Annotated in this window: 23 protein-coding genes; 11 read left to right on the top strand and 12 right to left on the bottom strand. The window is 64.4% G+C overall.

The window, feature by feature from the left end:
• The first annotated feature begins 36 nt into the window (after positions 1 to 36).
• From tsaD to JCM7686_RS02465, 5 genes are all read left to right on the top strand, one after another.
• Positions 37 to 1,101, top strand: a complete 1,065-nt coding sequence (tsaD, locus tag JCM7686_RS02485) for a tRNA (adenosine(37)-N6)-threonylcarbamoyltransferase complex transferase subunit TsaD (protein WP_041527082.1) — start codon at positions 37 to 39, stop codon at positions 1,099 to 1,101.
• Positions 1,098 to 2,036: an NAD(P)H-dependent glycerol-3-phosphate dehydrogenase gene (locus JCM7686_RS02480; RefSeq protein WP_020949289.1), complete on the top strand. Its 939-nt coding sequence runs from the start codon at positions 1,098 to 1,100 to the stop codon at positions 2,034 to 2,036. Before tsaD ends, JCM7686_RS02480 begins: the two co-directional genes overlap by 4 nt.
• Positions 2,036 to 2,308: a YciI family protein gene (locus tag JCM7686_RS02475; protein ID WP_020949288.1), complete on the top strand. Its 273-nt coding sequence runs from the start codon at positions 2,036 to 2,038 to the stop codon at positions 2,306 to 2,308. The genes JCM7686_RS02480 and JCM7686_RS02475 overlap by 1 nt, the downstream gene beginning before the upstream one ends.
• Positions 2,308 to 2,730 carry an EVE domain-containing protein gene (locus tag JCM7686_RS02470; protein ID WP_041527081.1) on the top strand — a complete coding sequence of 141 codons (423 nt, stop codon included), beginning with the start codon at positions 2,308 to 2,310 and terminating at the stop codon, positions 2,728 to 2,730. Before JCM7686_RS02475 ends, JCM7686_RS02470 begins: the two co-directional genes overlap by 1 nt.
• An 80-nt stretch (positions 2,731 to 2,810) precedes the next feature.
• Entirely contained in the window at positions 2,811 to 4,592 is a 1,782-nt protein-coding gene (locus tag JCM7686_RS02465; RefSeq protein ID WP_020949286.1) for an ABC transporter transmembrane domain-containing protein, read from the top strand.
• Positions 4,593 to 4,656: 64 nt separating this feature from the next.
• On the opposite strand, the gene JCM7686_RS02460 is transcribed toward JCM7686_RS02465, so the two are convergent.
• On the bottom strand, positions 4,657 to 5,193 hold the full coding sequence (locus JCM7686_RS02460) for a CAP domain-containing protein (RefSeq protein ID WP_020949285.1): 537 nt from the start codon (positions 5,191 to 5,193) through the stop codon (positions 4,657 to 4,659).
• A 553-nt stretch (positions 5,194 to 5,746) separates the two neighbouring features.
• Here JCM7686_RS02460 and JCM7686_RS02455 point away from each other — a divergent pair.
• Both JCM7686_RS02455 and JCM7686_RS02450 read left to right on the top strand, forming a co-directional pair.
• Positions 5,747 to 7,627 carry an acyl-CoA synthetase gene (locus tag JCM7686_RS02455; protein WP_020949283.1) on the top strand — a complete coding sequence of 627 codons (1,881 nt, stop codon included), beginning with the start codon at positions 5,747 to 5,749 and terminating at the stop codon, positions 7,625 to 7,627.
• A gap of 10 nt (positions 7,628 to 7,637) precedes the next feature.
• Entirely contained in the window at positions 7,638 to 7,919 is a 282-nt protein-coding gene (locus tag JCM7686_RS02450; protein ID WP_041527080.1) for an HNH endonuclease family protein, read from the top strand.
• A gap of 6 nt (positions 7,920 to 7,925) precedes the next feature.
• On the opposite strand, the gene JCM7686_RS23265 is transcribed toward JCM7686_RS02450, so the two are convergent.
• The 4 genes from JCM7686_RS23265 to JCM7686_RS02430 all read right to left on the bottom strand — a co-directional run bounded on the left by JCM7686_RS23265 (position 7,926) and on the right by JCM7686_RS02430 (position 12,094).
• Positions 7,926 to 8,393, bottom strand: a complete 468-nt coding sequence (locus JCM7686_RS23265) for a GNAT family N-acetyltransferase (RefSeq protein ID WP_020949282.1) — start codon at positions 8,391 to 8,393, stop codon at positions 7,926 to 7,928.
• 53 nt (positions 8,394 to 8,446) lie between these two features.
• Positions 8,447 to 9,445 carry a DUF4917 family protein gene (locus JCM7686_RS02440; RefSeq protein WP_020949281.1) on the bottom strand — a complete coding sequence of 333 codons (999 nt, stop codon included), beginning with the start codon at positions 9,443 to 9,445 and terminating at the stop codon, positions 8,447 to 8,449.
• A 54-nt stretch (positions 9,446 to 9,499) separates the two neighbouring features.
• Positions 9,500 to 11,155 carry an energy-dependent translational throttle protein EttA gene (ettA, locus tag JCM7686_RS02435; RefSeq protein ID WP_020949280.1) on the bottom strand — a complete coding sequence of 552 codons (1,656 nt, stop codon included), beginning with the start codon at positions 11,153 to 11,155 and terminating at the stop codon, positions 9,500 to 9,502.
• A gap of 81 nt (positions 11,156 to 11,236) precedes the next feature.
• Positions 11,237 to 12,094 carry a sulfotransferase family protein gene (locus JCM7686_RS02430; RefSeq protein WP_020949279.1) on the bottom strand — a complete coding sequence of 286 codons (858 nt, stop codon included), beginning with the start codon at positions 12,092 to 12,094 and terminating at the stop codon, positions 11,237 to 11,239.
• A 190-nt stretch (positions 12,095 to 12,284) separates the two neighbouring features.
• On the opposite strand from JCM7686_RS02430, the gene JCM7686_RS02425 reads away from it, so the two are divergent.
• Positions 12,285 to 13,157: a hypothetical protein gene (locus JCM7686_RS02425; RefSeq protein WP_020949278.1), complete on the top strand. Its 873-nt coding sequence runs from the start codon at positions 12,285 to 12,287 to the stop codon at positions 13,155 to 13,157.
• Between the two features lie 97 nt (positions 13,158 to 13,254).
• On the opposite strand, the gene rimO is transcribed toward JCM7686_RS02425, so the two are convergent.
• On the bottom strand, positions 13,255 to 14,634 hold the full coding sequence (gene rimO / locus JCM7686_RS02420) for a 30S ribosomal protein S12 methylthiotransferase RimO (protein ID WP_041527079.1): 1,380 nt from the start codon (positions 14,632 to 14,634) through the stop codon (positions 13,255 to 13,257).
• A gap of 142 nt (positions 14,635 to 14,776) precedes the next feature.
• Here rimO and JCM7686_RS02415 point away from each other — a divergent pair, with 142 nt between their 5' ends.
• On the top strand, positions 14,777 to 15,274 hold the full coding sequence (locus JCM7686_RS02415; RefSeq protein ID WP_020949276.1) for a hypothetical protein: 498 nt from the start codon (positions 14,777 to 14,779) through the stop codon (positions 15,272 to 15,274).
• A 6-nt stretch (positions 15,275 to 15,280) separates the two neighbouring features.
• Here JCM7686_RS02415 and JCM7686_RS02410 read toward each other — a convergent pair whose 3' ends face one another.
• The 5 genes from JCM7686_RS02410 to JCM7686_RS02390 form a co-directional block, all read right to left on the bottom strand.
• Positions 15,281 to 16,042 (bottom strand): ABC transporter permease, encoded by a 762-nt coding sequence (locus JCM7686_RS02410; RefSeq protein WP_020949275.1) that lies wholly within the window; start codon positions 16,040 to 16,042, stop codon positions 15,281 to 15,283.
• Entirely contained in the window at positions 16,039 to 16,977 is a 939-nt protein-coding gene (locus JCM7686_RS02405) for an ABC transporter ATP-binding protein (protein WP_020949274.1), read from the bottom strand. The genes JCM7686_RS02410 and JCM7686_RS02405 overlap by 4 nt, the downstream gene beginning before the upstream one ends.
• A gap of 176 nt (positions 16,978 to 17,153) precedes the next feature.
• The gene (locus JCM7686_RS02400; RefSeq protein ID WP_020949273.1) at positions 17,154 to 17,966 is read right to left on the bottom strand and encodes a lysophospholipid acyltransferase family protein; all 813 of its coding nucleotides are present in this window, start codon (positions 17,964 to 17,966) and stop codon (positions 17,154 to 17,156) included.
• The gene (locus JCM7686_RS02395; RefSeq protein ID WP_041527524.1) at positions 17,966 to 18,868 is read right to left on the bottom strand and encodes a cell division protein FtsX; all 903 of its coding nucleotides are present in this window, start codon (positions 18,866 to 18,868) and stop codon (positions 17,966 to 17,968) included. Before JCM7686_RS02395 ends, JCM7686_RS02400 begins: the two co-directional genes overlap by 1 nt.
• A gap of 41 nt (positions 18,869 to 18,909) precedes the next feature.
• Positions 18,910 to 19,584 carry a cell division ATP-binding protein FtsE gene (locus tag JCM7686_RS02390; RefSeq protein WP_020949271.1) on the bottom strand — a complete coding sequence of 225 codons (675 nt, stop codon included), beginning with the start codon at positions 19,582 to 19,584 and terminating at the stop codon, positions 18,910 to 18,912.
• Between the two features lie 133 nt (positions 19,585 to 19,717).
• On the opposite strand from JCM7686_RS02390, the gene JCM7686_RS02385 reads away from it, so the two are divergent.
• On the top strand, positions 19,718 to 20,905 hold the full coding sequence (locus JCM7686_RS02385; RefSeq protein ID WP_020949270.1) for a zinc-ribbon domain-containing protein: 1,188 nt from the start codon (positions 19,718 to 19,720) through the stop codon (positions 20,903 to 20,905).
• A gap of 123 nt (positions 20,906 to 21,028) precedes the next feature.
• A complete protein-coding gene (locus tag JCM7686_RS24620) occupies positions 21,029 to 21,172 on the top strand; it encodes a hypothetical protein (protein WP_158442333.1) in 144 nt (47 codons plus the stop codon).
• A gap of 191 nt (positions 21,173 to 21,363) precedes the next feature.
• Here the strand turns inward: JCM7686_RS24620 and JCM7686_RS02380 are convergent, their stop codons facing one another.
• The gene (locus JCM7686_RS02380) at positions 21,364 to 24,045 is read right to left on the bottom strand and encodes a DUF4175 domain-containing protein (protein WP_020949269.1); all 2,682 of its coding nucleotides are present in this window, start codon (positions 24,043 to 24,045) and stop codon (positions 21,364 to 21,366) included.
• Between the last annotated feature and the right edge of the window lie 102 nt (positions 24,046 to 24,147).

Raw genomic sequence — 24,147 nt, 5'->3', positions numbered from 1 at the left:
ACGCCCAGATCTCGACACAGCCGGACCCGCGACGACATGACCCTGACCTTCCTTGGCATCGAAAGCAGCTGCGACGACACCGCCGCCGCCATCGTCACCGATGGGGGCGAGATTCTGGCCTCGGTCGTGGCGGGCCAGACCCAGCTTCATGCCGATTTCGGCGGCGTCGTCCCGGAAATCGCCGCCCGCGCCCATGCCGAGAAGCTCGACCTCTGCGTCGAAGAGGCGCTCGCGGAAGCCGGTCTTGGTCTGGCCGATCTCGACGGGATCGCGGTCACTGCCGGGCCGGGGCTGATCGGCGGCGTGCTCGCGGGCGTGATGCTGGCCAAGGGGCTGGCGGCTGGAACCGGGCTGCCGCTGGTCGGGGTGAACCATCTTGCCGGTCATGCGCTGACGCCGCGGCTGACCGATGCTGTCGCCTATCCCTATCTTATGCTGCTCGTCTCGGGCGGGCATTGCCAGTTTCTGCGCGTCGATGGCCCGGATGAGTTCACCCGCATCGGCGGCACGATCGACGATGCCCCGGGCGAGGCCTTCGACAAGGTCGCCAAACTTTTGGGCCTGCCGCAACCGGGTGGCCCCGTGGTCGAGGCCGAGGCCGCCAAGGGCGACGCCAAACGCTTTTCGCTGCCGCGCCCGCTGCTCGACCGTCCGGGCTGCGATCTCTCGTTTTCCGGGCTGAAGACCGCCGTGCTGCGGCTGCGCGACGATCTGGTCAAGGCGCAGGGCGGGCTTCATGCGCAAGACCGCGCCGATATCTGCGCCGCCTTCCAGCGCGCCGTGGCCGAAGTTCTGGCCGAGAAATCGCGCCGCGCGCTCGAAGCCCATCCGGTCAAGACCTTCGCGGTCGCGGGCGGCGTTGCCGCCAATACCGAGCTGCGCCGCGCGCTTGAAACCGTGGCCTCCCGTGCGGGGGCCGAGTTCCTCGCGCCGCCCCTGCGGCTTTGCACAGACAATGGCGCGATGATCGCCTGGGCCGGGCTTGAAGCCTTCAAGGCCGGTCAGCGCGACGGCATGGATCTGGCCGCGCGCCCGCGCTGGCCGCTCGACAAACACGCCGCCCCGATGCTGGGCGCGGGCAAGAAAGGGGCCAAGGCATGAGCGTCGCGGTTCTGGGCGCGGGGGCTTTCGGGACCGCGCTGGCGGTGTCCCTCGCCGCGAATGGCCAAGTTACGCTTTGGGGCAGGAATATCGGATGGAGCCGTAACAATCCGAAACTTCCGGGGGTGACTCTGCCCGAAGCGATCACGATCACCGATGATCTGGCGCAGATCACCGCCGAGACTGTGCTGCTGGCCCTGCCCGCCCAGAAGCTCGGCGCGTTTCTGGGCGAGCATGGCGCGCGGTTTGACGGCCGCAGGCTGGTCTCTTGCGCCAAGGGGATCGACCTGACCACGCTGACCGGCCCCTCTGCGCTGATTGCCACCGCCTGCCCTGCGGCGACGGTCGCGGTGCTGACCGGGCCGTCCTTTGCCGCCGATATCGCGCGCGGCTTGCCGACGGCGCTGACGCTTGCCTGCACCGCGCCCGAGACCGCGCGCTCGCTGCAACACCAGCTCTCGACCCCAAACCTGCGGCTTTACCGCACCACGGACGTGACCGGGGCCGAGCTTGGCGGCGCCTTGAAAAACGTCATTGCGATTGCGGCGGGTGCCGCGATTGGCGCCGGATACGGCGACAGTGCGCGCGCCGCCGTGATCACGCGCGGCTTTGCCGAAATGTCGCGTCTGGCGACCGCCATGGGGGCGCAGGCCGAAACGCTGGCCGGGCTGTCGGGGCTTGGCGATCTCGTGCTGACCTGCACCTCGGCGCAATCGCGCAATTTCCGCTATGGCCATGCGCTTGGCGCGGGCGAAAGCTTTGACGCCGCGACCACGGTCGAGGGGGCGGCGACCGCGCAGGCGGTGGCGGCCTTGGCGCCGACGCTTGGCCTCGACATGCCGATTGCCAGCCTGATTGCCGGACTTGCCCAGGGCCGCATCGGCATGGGACAAGCCCTTGAGCTTTTGTTGAATCGTCCGCTGAAGGAAGAATGATGCCCCATTTCGCTTTGATCTGCCGTGACAAACCCGACCATCTCGAAGTCCGCAAAGCCACCCGCGAGAAACATCTCGCCTTCCTCAACGGCTATGACGGGCTCTTCGTCGCCGGGCCGCTGCTGGAAGACGGCAATCCCATCGGCTCGTTGGTGGTGATCGAGGCCGCCGATCTTGAGGCCGCGCGCGCTTGGGCAGGCAATGACCCCTATGTCGCGGCGGGGCTGTTTTCCTCGGTCGAGGTCGTCGAATGGAAAAAGGTCATCGGCTGATGCAATACTGGCTCTTCAAATCCGAGCCCAATGTCTTCAGCTTCGATGACCTGACCGCCAAAGGCGACAAGGGCGAGGAATGGGACGGCGTGCGCAATTATCAGGCGCGCAACAATATGCGCGCCATGCAGCTCGGTGATCGCGGCTTCTTCTACCATTCGAACATCGGCAAGGAAGTCGTGGGCGTGGTCGAGGTGATCGCGCTGGCCCATCCCGACAGCAAATCCGACGATCCGCGCTGGGAATGCGTCGACATCAAGGCAATTGCCCCGGTGATTCGGCCGATCTCGCTGGATGAAGCCAAGGCCGAGCCGCGTCTGTCGCAGATGGTGCTCGTCAACAATTCGCGCCTCTCGGTCCAGCCGGTCTCGGCCGAGGAATTCGCGACCATTCTCGAACTTGCAGGCGGCCTGAAAGGCTGACCTCACGGCGCGCAGGGCCAGCTTGCCTTGCGCCGCCCCGCCCCCCTGCCTAAAGGGCGGGTAATTGCGAAGGAATATCCATGGCACGCCAGCCTAAAGTCATCGTCGACCGTCCCACCACCAAGCGCGTCGGAGCGCTTGCGGCCCTCTGGCCCTTCATCCGGCCCTATCGCATGCTGCTGGGCGCGGCGCTGATCGCGCTGGTGCTGACCGCCTCGGTCAGCCTTGTCCTGCCGATCGCGGTGCGTCGGGTCGTGGACGGTTTCGGCGATGGCTCAAAGCTGCTCGACCAGTATTTCGGCGCGGCGCTGTTCATCGTCGTCGCGCTCGCCGTCGGCACGGGCTCGCGCTATTACCTCATCACCCGGCTGGGCGAGCGGGTCGTGGCCGATATCCGCAAGGCGGTCTTCAACCGCGTCATGGGCATGAGCCCGGCCTTCTTCGAGCGCGTCCTGACCGGCGAGATCATCAGCCGCATCACCACCGACACCACGCTGATCCAATCGGTGATCGGCTCGTCGGTCTCGATTGCGCTGCGCAACTTCCTGATCCTGATCGGCGGCATGGTCATGCTCTTGCTGACCTCGGCCAAGCTCTCGGGGTTGGTGCTGCTGCTGGTGCCGGTGGTGATCGTGCCGATCATCGTCATGGGGCGGCGGCTGCGCATCCTGTCGCGCGAAAACCAGGACTGGATCGCGGTCTCGTCGGGGGCGGCCTCGGAAAGCCTGCTCTCGGCCCAGACCGTGCAGGCTTTCACCAATGAGGACCGCACCCGCGCCGAATTTGGCCGCGTGACCGACCTCTCTTATGTCTCGGCGCTGCGCCGGGTCCAGACCCGCGCGATCATGACGATGATCGTGATCTTCCTGATCTTCTCGGGCGTTCTGGGGATCCTCTGGATCGGCGCGCGCGATGTCTACCACCAGACCATGACCATCGGCGAGCTGGTGCAATTCGTCATCTATGCCGTGCTGGTCGCGGGCGCGGTCGGTGCTTTGTCCGAGATCTGGGGCGAGATCCAGCGCGCCGCCGGCGCGACCGAGCGTCTGGCCGAGCTTCTGGCCGCCGAGGATACGATCACCGATCCCACCCAGCCGGTCGCTTTGCCGCGTCCGGTCAAGGGCCGCATCGACTTCGAGCGCGTCACCTTCCACTATCCCTCGCGCCCCGATACTTCGGCGCTCGATGACATCTCGCTCGCGATCGAGCCCGGCGAAACCATTGCTCTGGTCGGCCCCTCGGGCGCGGGCAAGACCACGGTCGTGCAGCTGATCCAGCGCTTCTGGGACCCGGAAACCGGCACGGTCCGGCTCGACGGGATCGACCTGCGCGATCTCACCCGCGACGACTTCCGCCAGGCGATTGCGCTGGTGCCGCAGGATCCGGTCATCTTCGCCGCCACCGCGCGCGAGAATATCCGCTTTGGCCGCCCCGCCGCCTCGGATGCCGAGGTCGAGGCCGCTGCCCGCGCCGCCCATGCCCATGATTTCCTGATGGAGCTGCCCGAGGGCTATGACAGCTATGTCGGCGAGCGCGGCGTCATGCTGTCGGGCGGTCAGAAACAGCGGATCGCGATTGCCCGCGCGATCCTGCGCGATGCGCCGATCCTGCTTCTGGACGAGGCGACCTCGGCGCTGGACGCGGAATCCGAGCGTCTGGTGCAGGCGGCGGTGGATGATCTGGCGCGCACGCGCACGACGATCATCGTCGCCCACCGTCTCGCCACCGTGAAAAAGGCCGACCGCATCGTCGTCTTCGATCATGGCCGGATCGTGGCGCAGGGCCGCCATGACGAGCTGGTCGCGCAAGACGGCCTTTATGCGCGGCTGGCGCGGCTGCAATTCACCGCCGGGGCCAATTAAGCCAAACGCGTGAAGGGCCGCCCGCAAGGCTGGCCCTTCCGCCTGATCGCAGCGGGCTTAATGCTTACTGCGAGACCCCATAGACCGCCGCCCAATAGACCGTGCGCCCATCGGCACCGATCGCGCGGCCTATGCCGAAATCGCGGGTCTGCGGCAGCATGATATTCTGCAAATGCCCCTGCGAATCCCGCCAAGCCTGCATCACATCGCCCGTGCTGTTATAGCCCATGGCGATGTTTTCGGCGACGAGCCGCATCCGATAGCCCAAAGCCTTGACCCGCTGCGACGGGCCGCGCGTGCTCGATCCCGCATGGGTCATCTGGCCGCGCCGGGCCATGTCGCAAGCGTGACGCGCCGCGGCCTCGACCAATTTGGGATTGGCGCGCAATGCGGGCAGGCCATTGCTGCGCCGGATCTCGTTGGTTTGGACCAGCGCCGCCTTGGTTTCGCGCGCGCTGGTGCCGAGACATTGAACCTGCCCCGCCGCCGCGCCGGTCGCGGTGCGCAGACCCTGCGCGACCGGCTGCGCATCTGCGGGCAGACCCGCTGCGAAAAGTCCCAGGCAAAGGCATGCCGTGCGGGAAATAGTCTTCAGAACCATAAAATTATCCAACTCTCGATCGCGATCCGGCTAACGCCGAACCTTCGATATTCGTCACGCCTGACTCACACGGCGCCCTACGGGGGAAACAACCTGATCTGTCGGCCTGTCCGGGAAATGAAAGCCCCGGCTTTGCTCCCGCGAATGTTTCATACCATCCGGTTGAGGAACAAGGAGAATCCAGACTGCAATTGACTCAAACCAGACCGAGTGGCGAATTACTGCCAGCCGGTCCGGCAGGCTCCGGCTCTGTCGAGGCCCGAGATCCCAAGTTAACCTTTGAAAACGGCGACGATTCCCGGATGGGCAAAAACTTGCCTGAATCGGCGATAACGGGGTGCTCTGACCCGCTTTTGCTGGGATATGCGCAATTTTCTCTGCAATCAGCGCGAGAACGCGCCCATCTCGGTCACCGAATCCGACGCTGCCCCGCGCTGCTCTGACGCTGCGTTGCGCTTTGGACTGCGGCGCGGGGCGCTCTTGTGTTGTCCAGAGCTTCTGGCCCATCCTGCGAAACAAGGTTAAGACGGGCCGGCTGGGGAGGAGGCACTGAATGGGGAAATTTGTTGATCTCGCGATGCGCAATGCCATCGAAAATGAGATGCCCTATGAAGCGCGCGCGCTGCCGAAAACCCTTTACGCGCTGCTGACGCAAACCCGCGACCGCTTCCCCGAACGCCCCGCGATCAGCTTTCAGCTTTTCTCGGATCCGGGCGCTCCGGCCAAGACGCTGAGCTGGAGCGAGCTGCATGAGCGCGTGACCGAGACCGCGAACCTCTTTCGCAGCCTCGGCGTCGGGCCCAAGGATACCGTCGCCTATCTGCTGCCGAACAGCAACGAGACCGCCATTGTCCTTCTTGGCGCGATGGTCGCGGGCGTGGTCAATCCGATCAACCCGCTGCTCGATGCCGATCAGATCGCGGCCATCCTGCGCGAGACCGGCGCGAAGGTTCTGGTCACGCTGAAATCCTTCCCGAAAAGCGATGTCGCCCAGAAAGCCGCCGCCGCCGTGGCACTGGCCCCGAATGTCAAAACCGTCATCGAGGTCGATCTGCGCGGCTATCTGACCGGGCTCAAGCGCCTGCTGGTGCCGCTGATCCGGCCGAAGATGCCGGTGAAGCACCACGCGAAAATCCTGCAATTCGATGCTGCCGCCAGCGCGCAAAACCACCGCTCGCTGCAATTCGACGATCCGCAAGAAGACCGTGTCGCCGCCTATTTCCACACCGGCGGCACCACCGGGATGCCGAAGGTCGCCCAGCACAAATATTCGGGCATGATCTATAACGGCTGGCTCGGCTCGACGCTGCTCTTTGACGAGACGCATGTGTTGATGTGTCCGCTGCCGCTGTTCCATGTCTTCGCGGCCTATCCGATCCTGATGTCCTGCATCTCCTCGGGCGCGCATATGGTGATGCCGACGCCTGCGGGCTATCGCGGCGAAGGGGTGTTCGACAATTTCTGGAAGCTGATCGAGCGCTGGCAGGCGACCTTCCTGATCACCGTGCCGACCGCGATCGCCGCCATGGTCCAGCGTCCGGTCAATGCTGATGTGTCGTCGCTGCGCAGCGCGATCTCGGGCTCGGCGCCGCTGCCGATGGAGCTTTACAACCGCTTCCGTCAGGCCACCGGGGTCGAGGTCGCCGAGGGCTACGGGCTGACCGAGGCCACCTGTCTGGTCAGCTGCAACCCGGTCGATGGCGTGAAGAAAGTGGGCTCGGTCGGCCTGCCCTTCCCCTATACGAATATCCGCATCCTGCGCAAAACCGAGACCGGCTTTTACGAATGCCTGACCGATGAGGTCGGCGAGATCTGCATTGCCAATCCCGGCGTCTTCGAGGGTTCGACCTATACCGAGGCCGATAAGAACCGCGATCTCTTTGCCGAAGGCCGCTTCCTGCGCACCGGCGATCTCGGGCGGCTCGACCCGGATGGCTATCTCTGGATCACCGGCCGCGCCAAGGATCTCATCATCCGCGGCGGGCACAATATCGACCCGGCCGAGATCGAAGAGGCGATGATGACCAATCCCAAGGTCGCTTTCGCCGGCGCGATTGGCCAGCCCGACGCTTTCGCGGGCGAATTGCCCTGCTGCTATATCGAGCTGGTCGCCGGGGCGAATGCCACCGTCGATGAGCTGCTGGACTGGGCGCGCAGCCATATCTCGGAGCGCGCCGCCGTGCCGAAATATCTGGAAGTTCTGCCGGAGCTGCCGAAAACCGCCGTGGGCAAGATCTTCAAGCCCGACCTGCGCAAGATGGCGATCACCCGCGTCTATAATGCCGCTCTGGCCGAGACCGGCGCGCAGGTGGTCGATGTTGTCGAAGACAAGAAACGCGGCCTTGTCGCCAAACTCAAACGCGGCCCGGCCACGGATGAGGCGGCGGTCAAGCAAAAGCTCGGGGAATTCACCCGGCCTTGGGAATGGGCCTGAGCGAGCGCCGATGAGCGGGCCGGTTCCGATCTGCCCGCTCTGCGCCCGCGAGATCCCCGCAGGCACCCCGCAAAGCCGCCATCACCTGATCCCGAAGCTGCGCGGCGGCAAGGGCGGCGAGACGGTGCTTTTGCACCACATCTGCCACAAGACGATCCATGCGACCTTCTCGGAAACCGAGCTCGCGCGGCGCTACAACACGATTGCCGCGTTGCAGGCCGATCCCCGGATCGCGCGTTTCGTGGCCTGGATCGCCAAGCGCCCGCCGGGTTTTCACGGTCGGGTGTTTTAGGCGGCCTCAGCCGTGGCCCTGCCATTCCCGTCGCAGGATCGCCAAAGCGACGCAATCCACCCGCCGCCCATCGGGACGCTTCCAGCATTCGCGATAAAGCCCCTCGCGCTGAAAGCCGAGCTTCTCGAAAAGCCGCAGCGCCGGGCCATTGTCGACGGTGGTGTCCAGCGCGATGCGATGGGCCTCAGGCTCGGCGAAAAGCCAATCAAGGAGCGCCGCGAGAAACCGCGTCCCCTCGCCCTGCCCCGGCGCGGTGATCGCCAAGGCCGAGACCGCATAGCTGCCCAGAACCCAGCGCGTGAGCAGCGCAAAGCCCAAAGGTGCCCCCGCCCGCTCCCAGATCACGAGATGATCGTACTCAAGCGCCTCCTCGAGCTCGCCCGCTTCCTCGGGGGCGAGAAACATCTCATTGCCGGGCCGCCGCCAGAGGGCGCGGATGAAGGAGAGATCGGAGGGGGTGGCGAGGCGGAGCATGGGGATAACCTATAGGTACCCGTCACAAAATAGCCGCCGATCACGCGAAGGATCTACCATTCATTGAACATCAGGACGTTCTCGCAGGGAATTACATCAATGAGCTTCGCAGGCTTCGGTGTGAGGCGTTCGACCCATTCGGCACGACAGGCCTCGTCGTCACGCGCGCCGGCTCGGCATATGACTCTGATCGTTTGCTGCGGCCCGGTCCGAGCAAGAAGAGAATTCAAGTGAAGGTCACCGCCTCCATAACCGAACAAGGTGATTTCCTCAGCGCGCTGAACCAAAGCTTCAAACTTTAGCCAATATGCTCGAAGGATCTCTGAGCCGAAGATAACGCCGGGCTTTGCATCCGCATTGGTCAACACAAGATGGACACTGCTTTCGCCGCGATACTCCGCCAGCTTCGCTCTGGTAATCTTGCAAGCCGCGTTTTGACGGTTAACGAAAAGAGGCGATCCGTGAAGATGAAGAAACCATCCTTCGGTCTTGGGATTATACAGCTTCTCATGGCGCTCGATGTCGAATTTGCCGCCTAGAAATCCGTCGCGCAGCATATGCTCTTTGAAGACGCGAGTTTCGGTGAAGCATTCGTAAAGCAGGTCGTCATAGTTGAGCGTTGCGACGGTTGGACGGTCACGGATGACCCAAGCCCTCAGGCTCTTGGCAAACTCCTCAGGTAAGCGTCGGTCTGGATCGTGAAACTGACTGGCCGCGTGGTGGAAATACCGTCGGATCGCGGCCGGGAATTTTCGCCCGTAATCGGTCAGCCACCCAACATCCTCCTCCCCGTCCTCTGCTTCAAACTGCAGGATCGTATCGCAGGCATCTATCACTCGCTGAAGATCTGAGAGCTCGTCTTCTTTGGTCGGGGCTGGCGGTTCGTCGCACTCGAAAACCCCGTTGTTCAAGCAGTTGGAGATTAAGCGCTTATACTCACGACTGACGACATCATCGTCCGCCCAAGATTGCCGCAGCACACGCGTCAATGAATAGAAGTCATTATCGATCGCGCGTCCTAAGCCATTTCCGAAAACAATCACTTTCTTCATAAACAACACCCAATAAAAAAGGGGGCTAACGCCCCCTTGGTCTTCTTTCAAATCTTACCGCGTGAACTTCTTATACTTCACCCGCTTTGGCTCGACCGAATCCGGGCCGAGGCGGCGGATCTTGTCGGCTTCGTAATCCTCGAAGTTGCCTTCGAACCATTCGACATGGGCGTCGCCCTCGAAGGCCAGGATATGCGTGCAGAGACGGTCGAGGAAGAAGCGGTCGTGCGAGATGATGACCGCGCAGCCCGCGAAATCTTCGAGCGCGGCTTCCAGCGCCTGCAGGGTTTCGACGTCCAAATCGTTGGTCGGTTCGTCGAGCAGCAGGACGTTGCCACCGGCTTTCAGCAGTTTCGCCATATGGACGCGGTTGCGTTCACCGCCCGACAGCAGACCGACTTTCTTCTGCTGATCGCCGCCCTTGAAGTTGAAGGACGAGCAATAGGCGCGGCTGTTGACCTGAGCGTCACCGAGATCGATCAGCTCTGCCCCGCCGGAGATTTCCTCCCAGACGGTTTTATTCGCATCCAGCGCATCGCGCGACTGGTCGACATAGGAAAACTGCACCGTATCGCCATAAGAGATCGTGCCCTCATCGGGTGCCTCATTGCCGGTCAGCATCTTGAACAGCGTCGATTTACCGGCGCCGTTCGGACCGATGACGCCGACAATGCCGCCCGGCGGCAGGCTGAAGGTCAGGTTCTCGATCAGAAGCTTGTCGCCCATGGCCTTTTTCAGACCCTCGACCTCGATCACCTTATTCCCAAGGCGTTCGCCGTTCGGAATGATGATCTGCGCATTGGCGAGCTTTTCGCGCTCGGACTGACCGGCCATCTCGTTATAGGCGTTGATCCGGGCTTTTTGCTTGGCCTGACGGGCTTTCGCACCGGCGCGGATCCACTCGAGCTCGCGCTCAAGGGTCTTTTGCTTGGCCTTGTCCTCACGCGATTCCTGCGCGAGCCGCTTGGCTTTCTGCTCCAGCCATGCCGAGTAATTGCCCTCGTAGGGGATGCCGCGACCACGGTCCAACTCGAGAATCCAGCTGGTGATATCGTCGAGGAAATAGCGGTCGTGCGTGACGGTCAGGATCGTGCCGGGATATTCGATCAGGTGCTTTTGCAGCCAGGCGATGGTCTCGGCGTCAAGGTGGTTGGTCGGTTCGTCGAGAAGCAGCATGTCGGGTTGTTCGAGCAGCAGTTTGCACAAAGCGACGCGGCGGCGCTCACCACCCGAGAGGCTTTCGACATCGGCATCATCGGGCGGGCAGCGCAGGGCTTCCATCGCAATGTCGATCTGGCTGTCAAGATCCCAGAGGTTCTCGGCATCGATCTCGTCTTGCAGCTTCGCCATCTCGTCGGCGGTCTCGTCCGAGTAGTTCATGGCAAGCTCGTTATAGCGGTCGAGCTTGGCCTGCTTGGCCTTGACGCCTTCCATGACGTTGCCGCGCACATTGAGCTGCGGGTCGAGCGCCGGTTCCTGCGGCAGATAGCCGACGGTTGCACCTTTCGCGGCCCAAGCCTCGCCGGTGAAATCCTTGTCGATCCCGGCCATGATGCGCAGAAGCGACGATTTACCGGCGCCGTTGACGCCGACCACACCGATCTTCACGCCCGGCAGGAAGTTCAGCCGGATGTTCTCGAAGACCTTCTTTCCGCCGGCATAGGCCTTGGACACTCCGTCCATGTGATAAACAAACTGGTAGGAGGCCATGATCTTTCCCCTTTGAATAAACTTGCCCCGCTATGTAGGCGAAAGCGCATCAAAGGGGAAGCGTGACCTCGGGCGGAGCCCCTAGCGGATGCGCGCCATGAAATCCTGGCCGAAGGTTTCCTCAAGAAAGGCGAACTGCGGCTCGAACTGCGCGCGCAGCCGGGCGCGGGCGGCATCGGGGACCGAAAGCCCGGTCTTGGCGGCGAAGACCTTGCTGCGCAGACCTTGATAAGAGAACTCGGGCAGGCCCAGAAAGGCCTCGATCCGGCGCATGAACTCCAAGGGCGCTTTCTCGATCATGCCGAAGGGCAGCACGAGCAGGCGGTCAGGGCCGAAATGGGCGGTCCAGCGCGGCAGATAGCTTTGGTAATCCCCGCGATCGGCGAGAACCGGATCCTCGATCTCGCGCAGCCAATCCTCAAGCGAGGCGGGCTTTCGCCCGGCCCGGGTGATGTTCATCTTCATCTGTGAAATCGCGCGATCGACGGGATGGCGGATGATATAGATGAAGCGCGCCTCGGGCAGGAATTTCGCAACCTCGGCAACCCCGTCTTCCGGCAGGGTCGAATATTCCGGGGTGACATCCATCGGCTGCGTCCCTTCGGGCGCGGGCGCGAAGACCTGCTTGTACCAATGGCGGGTGAACATCGGGTCGCGGGTGATCCGCGAAAGATACTGGCTGACCACGCCCGGCATCTCTTCGCCCCGGGTCGCATAGCGTTTCTCGATATTGGCTTTGCCGCGCCGGAAATGCCAGGGCAGCCAGTCGCGGTGCTCGGGATTATGCAGATAGTTGAAATACTGGATTTCCTTGAGCGGCGGCGCCCAGACCCCCGGATGCTGCCCGAGCATCTGGCTGAGCCAGGTCGTCCCGGCTTTTTGCGCCCCGATGCCGATGATGGTCGGCTTCTTCGGCTTGCCCTCGGCATCCCATTTCATCGCATGTCCCCGGCTGGGTGGTTTGTCCCTGTCTAGGCCAGAGCCCGGCTGTGGAAAAGAGCCCGTTCCATCAAATACCTATGGCTCGTGATCGAGACCGTGGACAGGCCTGAAAGTAACGACTAATTTGTCTGCATTCAGTCCTAAAATCCAGCGGCCTTTGTGAAGGACCGCTCTCAGGGAGTTGTTGATGTCGAGTTCAGCGCCAACCCGCGGCACGACCGCTCAGCCCGCCGCCGCCATGACCACCAAACGGCCGATCAATCTGAGCGAGGCCGAGCGTCAGCATCGCATCGTCCCGCCGCAGATGTGCACGGATGCGCGCACCCGGCTCGACAACATCCGCCGCCTGAGCGCCGCTGCGGAAACCGAATATCGCAAGAGCATGATGGAGCTCGACAGCCTCGACCGCGAGGGCCGCTGGTGGCTGGCGGTCGATTTCATCCACAAGACCGCGCTCGCCAGCCTCGACATGGCGGCCAGCCTGATGAGCGCGACCGGCCAGCCTCAGGCAGAGCTCGGCCGCACCATCGCCGATGGCACCCAGACCGCGAGCGACACCTATCTGGCGGCGGCCAGCGTTTTGCAAAACGGCGGCTCGGTCAAGGATGCCCTGCGCACCGCCGCCAGCCGCGCGGTGACCCATACCAAGACCAGCGGCGCGGGCGGGGCCTATGCCAAGGGCACCGCCGATCTCGCTTTGACCGGATGGAGCAATCTCGACAATATCATTGCCGCGCAGGGCACCCCCTCGGCCACGGCACGCACGACCGAGGCAGGGATCGAGGGGCTTGCGGGCATGGTCCAGCGCACCGCCGATACGATGGCGGCCAGCCCGGGTGCCGACAAGATCAAGCTGAATGCGGCAAGCGGCGTCGCGGGGGTGGTGAAGGCCACCTCGGCCTATAACCGCGAAATCGAGGGCGTCTTCAACCGGCGGCTTGAGATCAAATCTGGCCTCGACAGCAGCCGCGCCATGCTGACCGCGAACCGCAAACAGGTCATGGACCGCTTCCGCAAACAGACCGAAGAGGTGATGAAGATCCTCTCGACCTGCGAGTAAAGCCGCGATCTTTGCAGGCGAAACATGCGAAAGGCGAGCCCTCGGGCTCGCCTTTGTGATCTGGCAGTGCGGATCTGTCCGCTTGGGGACGGCGCGCTTAAAGCGTGCCCCAGAGATCGTATTCCCCAGCCTCGTCCACCGTCACCGAGACGATATCGCCGGGCGAAAGCTGCTCGAAACCCTCATCGATAAAGAGGTTGCCGTCGATTTCGGGCGCATCAGCCTTGGTGCGGCAGGTTGCACCCTCTTCGTCCACGCTGTCCACGATCACCTCGATGCGCGAGCCGACCTTGGCGGCAAGCTTCGCCTCGGAAATCGCCTGAGCCTTTTCCATGAACCGCTCGAAACGTTCCTGTTTGACCTCGTCCGGGACGTGATCGGGCAGCAAGTTCGCGCGCGCGCCTTTGACGTTTTCATATTGGAAGCAGCCGACGCGATCGAGCTGTGCCTCGTCCAGCCAATCGAGCAGATATTGGAACTCGGCCTCGGTCTCGCCGGGGTAGCCGACGATGAAGGTCGAGCGCAGCGTGATGTCCGGGCAAACATCGCGCCAAGCGGCGATTTCGTCCAAGGTTTTCGCCGAAGCCGCAGGCCGCGCCATCCGCTTCAACACATCGCGGTGCGCGTGCTGGAAGGGAATGTCGAGGTAAGGCAGGATCAGCCCATCCGCCATCAGCGGGATCAGATCGCGCACATGCGGATAGGGATAAACGTAATGCAGCCGCACCCAAGCGCCGAGCGAGCCGAGATCGCGGGCGAGATCGGTGATATGGGCACGGTGGCCGCGCTCTTCGGCATATTTGCGGTCGAGCCCGTAAGCCGAGGTATCCTGGCTGATGACCAGCAGTTCCTTGACCCCAGCGGCGACCAGCTTTTCGGCCTCGCGCACGACCGCATGGGCCGGGCGGCTGACCAGCTTGCCGCGCATATCGGGGATGATGCAGAACTTGCACGCGTGATTGCAGCCTTCCGAAATCTTCAGATAGCTGTAATGGCGCGGCGTCAGCTTGACGCCCGAGGCGGGCAGCAAGTCGATGAACGGATCGGGCGACGGCGGCACGGCGCCGTGAACGGCGTCCAGAACCTGCTCGTATTGCTGGGGCCCGGTGACCGCCAGAACCGAGGGATGCGCGCCGGTGATGAATTCGGGCTCGGCGCCCAGACAGCCGGTGACGATGACCTTGCCGTTCTCGGCCAGAGCCTCGCCAATCGCCTCGAGGCTTTCGGCCTTGGCGCTGTCAAGGAAGCCGCAGGTGTTCACGATGACCGCATCGGCGCCGGTATAATCCGGACTGATCGCATAGCCTTCGGCGCGCAGACGCGTCAGGATGCGCTCGCTGTCGACCAGCGCCTTGGGGCAGCCGAGCGAGACCATGCCAATCGTCGGCTGGCCCGCGCGACGCTCGTCTGGGACGGCGGCTTTCGCGAGATCGGGGCGGAGATTCGGCGGGTTCAGATTCGAGGGATTGGCGCTCATGTCCGCGCATATAGCGCCGGAGGGCCGAAGCGCAAGATCACTTGACGTAAAGCACAGCGTCACGCACGCCATCGTGGCTTTTCAACCTGCGAGGGGCGCGGCATTCTAGAGGCCAAGACCCTCTGAGGACACGATGACCTGAATGCCTTCCCTTCACCTTCTCGGCCTTGCCGCCGTTCTGACGCTGGCTGGCTGCGTCAGCACCATCGAGTCCCTCAAGAACTCCCCGGCCAATGATCTGGTCGGCCAGCCGCCGCTTCAGCCCGGGGCCTCGGGCGAGCCGGTGGTGATCTTGAACAACCGTGGCGGCAATGTCGTCCAGACCATTCAGCGCCGCCGCCAGCTCGAGCAATCGGGCGTGCCGGTCGAGGTCCGGGGTTATTGCGGCTCGGCTTGCACGCTCTTCATCACCATGCCCAATGCCTGCCTCGCCCCCGACGCGACCGTGGGTTTCCACGCACCACGCATCCCGAACACGACGATCATTCCGCCGGGCGTCGATGACATCATGGGGAGCTATTACCGCAATGGCGTGCTGGAGCGCTGGAATGCCGATTGGAAGCATTCGCTGCAGATCCAGAAGATCTCCGCCAAGGAATATGTCGCGGCAGACCCTCAGACGAGGCTCTGCCCACGCTAAGGGTGGTTACTCGCGCAGACGCCAGCCGGTCGCGAAGATCCAGCGGATTGCCGCAAGGCAGACCACCAGCATGATCGTGACCGCAATCAGCGAGGTTCCGACCGGCACATCAGCCAGCCCGAAGAAGGACCAGCGGAAGCCCGACACGAGATAGAGCACCGGGTTGAGCTTCGCGACCGCCTCCCAGAAGGGCGGCAGCATCGAGGCCGAATAGAAGGCCCCGCCCAGGAAGGTCAGCGGCGTGATCACCATCATCGGCACGATCTGGAGCTGTTCGAAATTCTTGGCCCAGAGCCCGATGATGAAGCCCAGAAGCGAGAAGCTGACGGCAGTGAGGATCAGGAAGGCCAGCATCCAGAACGGATGGGCGATGTGGACGCCGTTGAACCAGAAGCTCGTCAGCAAGATGATGACCGCGATCAGCATCGCCTTCGAGGCAGCCGCGCCGACAAAGCCCGCCGTGACCTCGATCCAGCCCGCAGGCGCGACCAGATATTCATAGATCGTGCCCGAGAATTTCGGGAAATAGATCCCGAAACTCGCATTCGACACCGATTGCTGCAGCAGGGTCAGCATCATCAGGCCAGGCACGATGAAAGCGCCGTAGGCGACGCCCTCGATCGTCTGGATGCGCCCGCCAATGGCGGCGCCGAAGACCACGAAGTAAAGCACGGTCGAGAGGACCGGCGAGGCGATGGATTGCCAGATCGTGCGGAAGAACCGCATCATTTCGTGCACATAGATCGCGCGAACGGCGGACCAGTTCATTCTGCATTCTCCAGAAGTGACATGAAGACCTCTTCGAGCGAGCTCTGTTTGGTGGCGACATCGCGCACCGAGATGTCTTCTGCGGCCAAGGCCGCCAAAAGCCGGGCAATCCCCGAGCGCTCGGCGCGGGTATCATAATCATAGCCAAGCGACAGCCCGTCCGGCGCCAGCACGACATGGGGCGGCAGCCCCTCGGGCAAAGCGGCAAGCGGCTCGGTCAGCTCGATGGTCAGATGCTTCTTGCCGAACTCGCCCATCAGCTCGTCCTTGGGCTTCACCAAAATCAGCTTGCCGCGATTGATGACGCCGATGCGGTCGGCCATCTCTTCGGCTTCTTCAAGGTAATGGGTGGTCAGGATGATGGTGACGCCGCGCTTGCGCAGACCATCGACCACCGTCCACATCTCGCGGCGCAGGGCGACATCGACGCCCGCGGTCGGCTCGTCAAGGAAAAGCACTTTGGGGCGATGGGACAAGGCTTTCGCGATCAGCACGCGCCGCTTCATCCCTCCCGACAGCTCGCGGGTGCGGGCGTCGCGTTTTTCCCAAAGCGCGAGGCTGCGCAGAATTTCCTCGATATAGGCGTCATCAGGCTTTTCGCCGTAAAGCCCCCGCGTGAAGCGCACGCAATCAATGACCTTCTCGAAGGGTTCGAGCACGATTTCCTGAGGCACCAGACCGATCAGGCGGCGCGCGGCGCGCCAGTTGGTGCGGATGTCATGGCCGCCGACGCGAACGGTGCCCGAGGTCGGCACGACAAGGCCGCAGATCGTCGAGATCAGCGTCGTCTTGCCTGCGCCATTGGGACCGAGCAGCGCCAGAATCTCGCCTTCTCGGATGTTCAGACTGACATCATTGAGCGCATGAGTGCCGCTGTCATAGCGCTTGGTCAGGTGGTCGACCTCGATAATCGGAGACTGGTTTTCAGGGGGCATGGGTCGATCCTTCGCTTGCGCAGAGCCACGCGAGCTATGCCCTGCCCCCTGCCCGATCAAGGGGCAGCGGTGCATTATCTGGCAAAGCCCGTGGAATTATCTTCTACCACATCCCCGTGGCAGAGATATGGCGCAACGCAGGTCTTTGGCGCAAAAGACGCGTGGTTTGACCCGGCTCAGCGTGCCGGAAGACCGCCCGCCTCGGCCAGCAGCGCATCGCTCGCGCCTTCGATCGTGGCGTAAAGCTCGCGCATGAAGGTGACGTGATCGCGCGCCGATTGCTCGGTCTCGGGGTTCGCGCCCAAGGACGCCCCGGCGGGCGGCGCAATCACCGGAAGGAATTCGACAATCGCCGTGCCCGGGCGCATCGGATAGCCCTTCTTCGGCCAGAACAGCCCGCAATTCACTGCAACCGGGATCACCGGCAGCCCGGTTGCCGCGCGGATCGAGGCGACGCCGTGCTTGTATTTGCTTTTCGTCCCGGGCGCGGTGCGCGTTCCCTCGGGATAGATGATGAGCTGGCCCAACCCCTCGGGGCGCGCCTGCGCAATCGCGATCTCGGCCGCGATCTGCTTCATCGCCTCGGATCCCTTGGCGCGGTCGATCGGAATGCAGCCTGCCTTGCGCGCATAATAACCCATGATCGGCACGCGCAAGAGCTCGCGCTTCATGATGAAGGCGCATTGCGGCACGGCATGGGCGATGGTCAGAATATCGAGGAAACTCTGGTGCTTGGCCGCAATGATGCAGGCTTCCTTCGGCGGCGTGCCCCGGATCTCGACCTTGACCCCAAGCGCGATGCGCGCCGCAAGCAGCAGCTGTCCCGACCAGGCAACGCCCAAACGATGCGCGCCCATGCGGGTGAACTGCACCACCGGCAGCCAGAAGATGCCCATCACCAGCGTGACCAGCGCGATCCAGAGATAGAAGATCACCAGTCGCGGCAGGCCCAGCACGCCCGCCGGGCGCGGGTGATAGCGCGATGCCATCAGCGCACCTCGCGCAGCATCTTCAGCGCCGCCCACCGGGTCGAGAGAAAGCCGATCAGCGCCCAGATCGCCGGGATGAAGAGCGGCAGGATCCAGCCCCAGCCGTGAAAGCCAAGCCCGGTCAGAAAGCCGCCCGCCGCATCCATATTGGGCAGCATGAAGATCGCGGCCATGCCAAGCGCGGTGCCGCCCGCCGCGCCAATCGCCGCGCGGCGCGTGAAGCGGCGCACGAAGGCGGTGGCGATGGTGATGTCGCGCGCCCCGATCAGGCGCAGCACGCGGATCACCTGCCCATTCGCAGCGAGCGCCGCTTTGGCCGCCAGCGTGATCATCGCGCCCGCCGTCGCCGCGATCAGCAGAAGCGAGAAGATCCCAAGCACCTTCAGCCGGTTCGCCGCCGTGACCAGAGGCTGGCGCCAGCGGGTATGGTCATCGACAATCGCGCCCGGCGCCTCGGCCTCAAGCCGAAGCTGGAGCGCCGCCGAATCGAAATGGCTGTTTTGCGTGACCTCGATCAGACGCGGCACCGGCAGGGCATCAACCGGCACATCGGGGCCGAACCAAGGCTCGAGCAGCTTTTCGACCTCTTCGTCGGAAACCACCTCGGATTTCACGACGCCCGGCGTGGATTTCAGCACCTCGAGCACGGCGGCGCTTTGATGGTCGATCTCATTGGCCGGAGCCGAGACGCGGATGGTCACGGTCTGCGCCAAAGATTCTGACCAGCGCTCGGCCAGCCGTCCGGTCGCCAGCGCCAAAGCCAGCGCGAAGACCGCGAGAAAGGCCATCGCCCCCGCCGAAAACAGCGTGAGCTGCGCGGTGAAGCCGGTGGGGGGCACGACGCGGTCGGCAATCCCGGCCTCGGGGCGGATGAGGCCGCGCCAGAGCGCGGCGAGATCCAGCGCCTTCAGATCGGGTTTGCGGAATTTGAGCTCGGGCTTTTTCACAGATCCGCTCCTGCCAGTTGCAGCGATTTGCCCGCGATCCGCAGGACACGCGCCGAGACCATCGCCTTGGCCGCGCGGATCAGGTTGAGATCATGGGTCGCGATCAGGACCGATTTGCCTGAACGGTTCAGCTCGACCAGCAGCTGGAGAATGCGCATCGACATCTCCCAATCGAGGTTGCCGGTCGGCTCATCGGCAAGGATCAGATCGGGCGAGAGGATCACCGCACGCGCCAAAGCCGCGCGCTGACGCTCGCCGCCGGAAATCTCGGGCGGCATGGCGCGGGCGTGCCCGGTCATCTGCACCCAGGAAAGCAGCGCCTTGAGCTCTTCCATATCAATCGGCTGGCCCGCGACCGTCAGCGGCAAGGCGACGTTTTCGGCGACGGGCAGATGATCGAGAAACTGCGGATCCTGATGGACCACGCCGACGCGGCGGCGCAGCGCGGCAATGCCGTCGCGCCCAAGTGTCGTCACATCCTGATCGAAGGCATTCAGCCGACCGCCGGACGGCAAAAGCTCGGCATAACAGAGGCGCAGAAACGTCGTCTTGCCCGACCCCGACGGCCCCGTCAGGAAGTGAAACGAGCCCGGTTGCAGGCTGATCGTCATATCGGACAAGAGTTCTCCGCTGCCGTGGTAGCCGAAGGACACACCCTGCATTTCGATCACGAGAACCTCCTTTCCCCGAGCTTCTTGGCGCGGGGGTCGGGGCTTGATAGAACAGGTCAGCGGCGAATGCGAGACGCCAGTGAAAATCCCGATGCGGATTCCTGTGCGAATTGATGAAAACGGAAAGTGACGAATGCGGCTGATCTGCCCGAATTGCGACGCCCAGTATGAAATCGACAGCACTCTGGTGCCGCCCAAGGGCCGTGATGTCGAATGCTCCTCTTGTGGTCAGGTCTGGTTTCAACCCGGCGAACGCAGTGCTCCCGCGGCTGTGGCGCCGGTTCTGAGCCGCCCTCTGTCGGATTCCGTGCTCTCGATCCTGCGTGAAGAGGCCGCGCGTGAATTGGGCGCGCGCCAAAGCGACCGCAGTGTGCCGGGCACAGAGGAAACGACGGATGCCGCTGGCTTTGCGCCGAGCGAATCACCCAAGCCGCTCTCGCAAACCGCGCTGCATCTGCCCGAGCCTCCGGCGAAGGAGCGCCCGGCGGATCCGCCGCTGATCGACTGGCCCGCGACCACGGTTTCGGAATTCGACGAGCGCCACCGCATGGGCACGCGCGCCGGGCGCATCGAATTGCCGCCGCTGACCCTGCCCGATGCCGAGAAGCTGGCGGCCACGCTCGGGCCGCTGACCTTCGCGCCGGTGACGCCTGCCGCCGCGCCCGAGACGCCCGAGATGGCAACGCCCGATGATGGGACCGAGGGTGACACCGACGCCCTGTCCTTGCCCGGCGATACCTTGCCCGCCGATCCCGCACCGGAGCTGGAAACCGAACGGCCGGGCGCAGAGACGCTGAGCACCGAGCTATTCAACACCGACACACAGAACTCAGAGCCCGCATCGCCGGGTGATCTGGCCGACCCCGGCATCCGTGCCCCGGCATCGACATCGACATCGACAACGGCAACCCCGGCTGAGGCAGCGACGCCGCTCTCGCCCGCGCCAGAAGCCCCTGCTTCCGCAGCGCCCGTCTCCGAGGCGCCCGTATCCGAGGCGCCAAGCTCTGCACCCGCAGAAGCGGCCACCGCCGTGAACCCGCCCGATGACGCCCCGACGCCTCCGACCCGGCGGCGTGAGCAATTGCCCTCGACCATCGTTCTCAGCCAGCGAACCGAGGCCGAGAGCTACCGCACCGGCTTCGGCATCGCCGCGATGGTCGCGCTGATCGTCATCGGCGGCTATTTCCTCGCCCCCCGCATCGCCGGGCAAGGCGCGGTCGGCGCCAAGCTGATGGAATGGCGCGAGGACATCGACCGCGGCCGGATCTGGCTTTACACCACCACCGGCGAGCTGCTGGGCCGGACACCCGACGCCGAGTAACGCCTCCGACTGGCGCGGCTTTTTCCGGGCCCTTCACGAAGGCTTGACGAAACGCGGCGAGGCTTTCCTCGTTGGCTTTTTGCGCGGCAGGACAGGTCCTGTCGGCAATCGGAGGTCGCCAGCATGAGCAAGAAACTCGATCCCAAAGCCGCCAACGACAAGGCTGCGGTCGCGGGCAAGGCCGAGAAGTCGAAGATGGGCAATGCCAAGCCCGTCATGCGCCCCGACGAGATGAAACGCCCGGGCAAGACACAGGGCCGAAGCTAAGCCAAAATCCGGCGCGCGATCCCTTGCGCGCCGGATTGGCTCGACCGAGGGCTTGATCTAGGGCCTAATCGAGCGCCTGAACTTCGCAGGCTGTTTACGCGCCCGATAAGCGCCAATCCAAACCCCACCTGACACGACAAAAGCCCGGCCCGCTATAGGCCCGACACTATCCCGGCCCGCGCTCCGCCCGATCAGAACCGATTGAGCAGGCGGCCCAGATAATCCCTCTCATCCTCGGGACGCTCGCGCTCGCCCATACGGCGGCGGATCTCGTCGAGCAGATTGCGCGCCTGCCGCGACGGATCGACGCCCTCGGCCAGAGGATCGCCATTCGTCATCGTATTGCCCTGCCCCGAGAGCTGCCGCCCCAAGGGATCGGTGCCCGCCTGACGCGAATAGGGCAGGCCAAGTCCGCGTTGGCCGCGCTCATCGCCGCTTTGGCCCTGCGGATTGTCGCCCTCTTGGCCCTGCTGGCCGTTCTGGCCCTCGGCGCGCTGGTCCTGCTGATTGCGGTTCGCGAGATCGCCAAGCGCGCGCATCCCCTCGCGCATGTTCTGGATCGCCTCGGCCTGCCGCTCCATCGCGCCCGGCGCATCGCCGTCGCGCAGAGCCTGCTCGGCCTCTTCCATCGCCCGGCCCGCATCGTCGAGCCGCTGCCGTGCCTGATCGCCCTCGGCGGTGCCCTGCCCCGGCATCAGCCCGCGCTGACGGCCCAGCTCTTCGCGCAGCTGACGCTGGCGATCGGCGAAGCTGCCGCCGCCTTGCGGTTCGCCTTGCTGCGCGCCCGGTTGGCCGGGCTGGCCCTGCCCCTGCGACTGGCCCTGCTGAGACTGGCCTTGCTGCGGTTGGCCGGGCTGGCCTTGTTCACCCTGTTGCCCCTGCTGACCGTCCTGCTGGCCGGATTGGCCCTGCTGGTCCAAGGGCTGCATGAACTGATCCTGCAAATCGCGCATGATCTCATCCGAAAGCTTTTGCTGATCGCGCAGAGTCTCGGCCAGCCGGTTCATCGGGCGCTGGCGCGCGCCATTGCCGTCCGGGCTGTCATTGACCTGCAGGTTTTCCATCATGCGGTTGAACTGATCGAGCAGCTCTTGCGCCTCGGCCATGCGGCCCTCGTTCATCAGGCGCTGGATCTCATCCATCATCTTCTGGATCTGATCGCCGGTGATCTGCTGGCGCTGCTGCTTGGGCGAGCGGTCGAATTTCGCGGAAGGGTCGGTGCCGCGCTCGGCCAGCATGTCGGTATAGGCATCGGTCGCCTTGCGCAGCTCGTCCATCAGGCGCTGGACCTCGTCGGGGCTGGCGCCATTGCGGATCGCCTCGGAGAGCCGCTCTTGCGCCTGTCGCATCCGCGCCAAAGCATCCGAGAGCCCGCCATCCTCCAGCGCAATCGCCGCCTCCCAGAGCATCTGGGCCATGGCGTCGCGGTCCTTGTCAGACAGCGGCCCGCTTTCAAGCTTGGCAATCGTGGCCTCAAGCCCGACGGCGAGCTTGTCGTCCATGAAACCATCGGATTGCCAGGTCACCGCGCGCAGGATCTCGGCGGCGGTGGTGCGATTTTCGCGCGACCACAGCAGATCGCGCCGCATCTCGATCAGGCTGGCGGCCAGCGGGTCGAAGAAGCGCCGCCCCGGCAGGATCATCTTCATCGGCGCCGATTGGCCGGTCTGGTCGATCCCGTCAGTGACCTCAAGCCGCACCGTCACCGGCAGGTTCGCCCAAGGATGGCGCGCGAGATCGGCGACAAGCTGGCCCTTGATCTCCTTGCGCGGCCCAGTCGCGGGCAGCGGCAGATCAATCGAGATATCCTCGCGCTTTTCGGGCGCGATGCTCAGGCCAAAGCGGCGGTCCACGGCCGCGAGATCGAGCGAGATCGTGGCCCTGCCGGACACGACGCCATTGTCGTCCTTGGCGGTGAATTGCTGCACCAGCTTGCCATCGGCGCGGCGGCTGGGTGCGGCGCCGGGGCTGACCGTCGGCGCCGCATCGGGCTGGACCGTGACCGCGAAACGGCGGCCCGCGACGCGGATGCTGCCGTCTTTCTCGGCGGTGAATTCCGGGGCCAGCGGATCGGGGCGCTCGCCCGCGACGGCTTGACCAATGTCTTGCGAGACCTCGGCATCCTTGCCGTAAAGGCGGAAGCTGACGCGGCTGCCCTTGGGCAGAACCAGCGCCTCGTCCACCGGCAGCGCGTTCAGATAGATCGTCGGGCGGCGGGTATAGGCGGGCGGCTGAGCCCAGCCTTCCCAGCCCGGACCGGTCTCGACCGTGGGCGTCTCGGGCGGCACCGGGCGGAAGGTCGAGCCAAGCGCGGCGAGCCCCTGCCCGATTTCCCCGGGCGGGGCAAAGACCAGCACCATCGCCAGCGCGGTCAGCCCGGCCAGACGCAGCGCGAAAGGATCACGGCGGGCAAGTCCCGCATCGGGGGCAATCGGACGGGCGCGGTCAGCCTCGGCGCGCATCCGCGCCAGATGGGCCTGCCAGAGGCTCGTCGCACCGGCATCCTCGCCGCCAAGCGCCATCTCATCGGACAGGGCCGACAGCGGGCGGCCGTCGAGAGCGGCATCGACGCGGGCGCGCGCCGCCATCCGGCTGGGCCTGCGAAAGCGCCAAAGCCCCCAGAGCCCCGCGCCCACAAGCGCCAGTCCCGCGACAACAAGCGCGGCGATCAGCCAGCTGCGCGACAGAAGTGGCAAAAGCCCAAAGGCCAGCGCGGCGAGAACCAGCGCCAGAACCACCAGCAGGGGCCAGAAGCCGCGCGCCGCCTGCTCCCAGACCATGCCAGCCCGCGTCAGCCCCACCGCATAGGCCACGCGGGGGCTGTCGGCGGTGGAGACAGATCTCCGGTCCGTCTGCTTGTCGGGAGTGGTCATGCCCGGCGCTTTTCCCTTAATCGTCTGCCGCGACTATTTCACGCCCTCCGGCGGGGAACAAGCGCGGCGACACCGCCGCGCCGCGCAGGCAGGCTTTTGCGA

This window comes from Paracoccus aminophilus JCM 7686 (genome assembly GCF_000444995.1).
In the GTDB taxonomy this organism is placed as follows: domain Bacteria; phylum Pseudomonadota; class Alphaproteobacteria; order Rhodobacterales; family Rhodobacteraceae; genus Paracoccus; species Paracoccus aminophilus.
The sequence above is the reverse complement of the archived record's forward strand: the minus strand, read 5'-3'. Positions and strand labels throughout refer to the sequence as shown.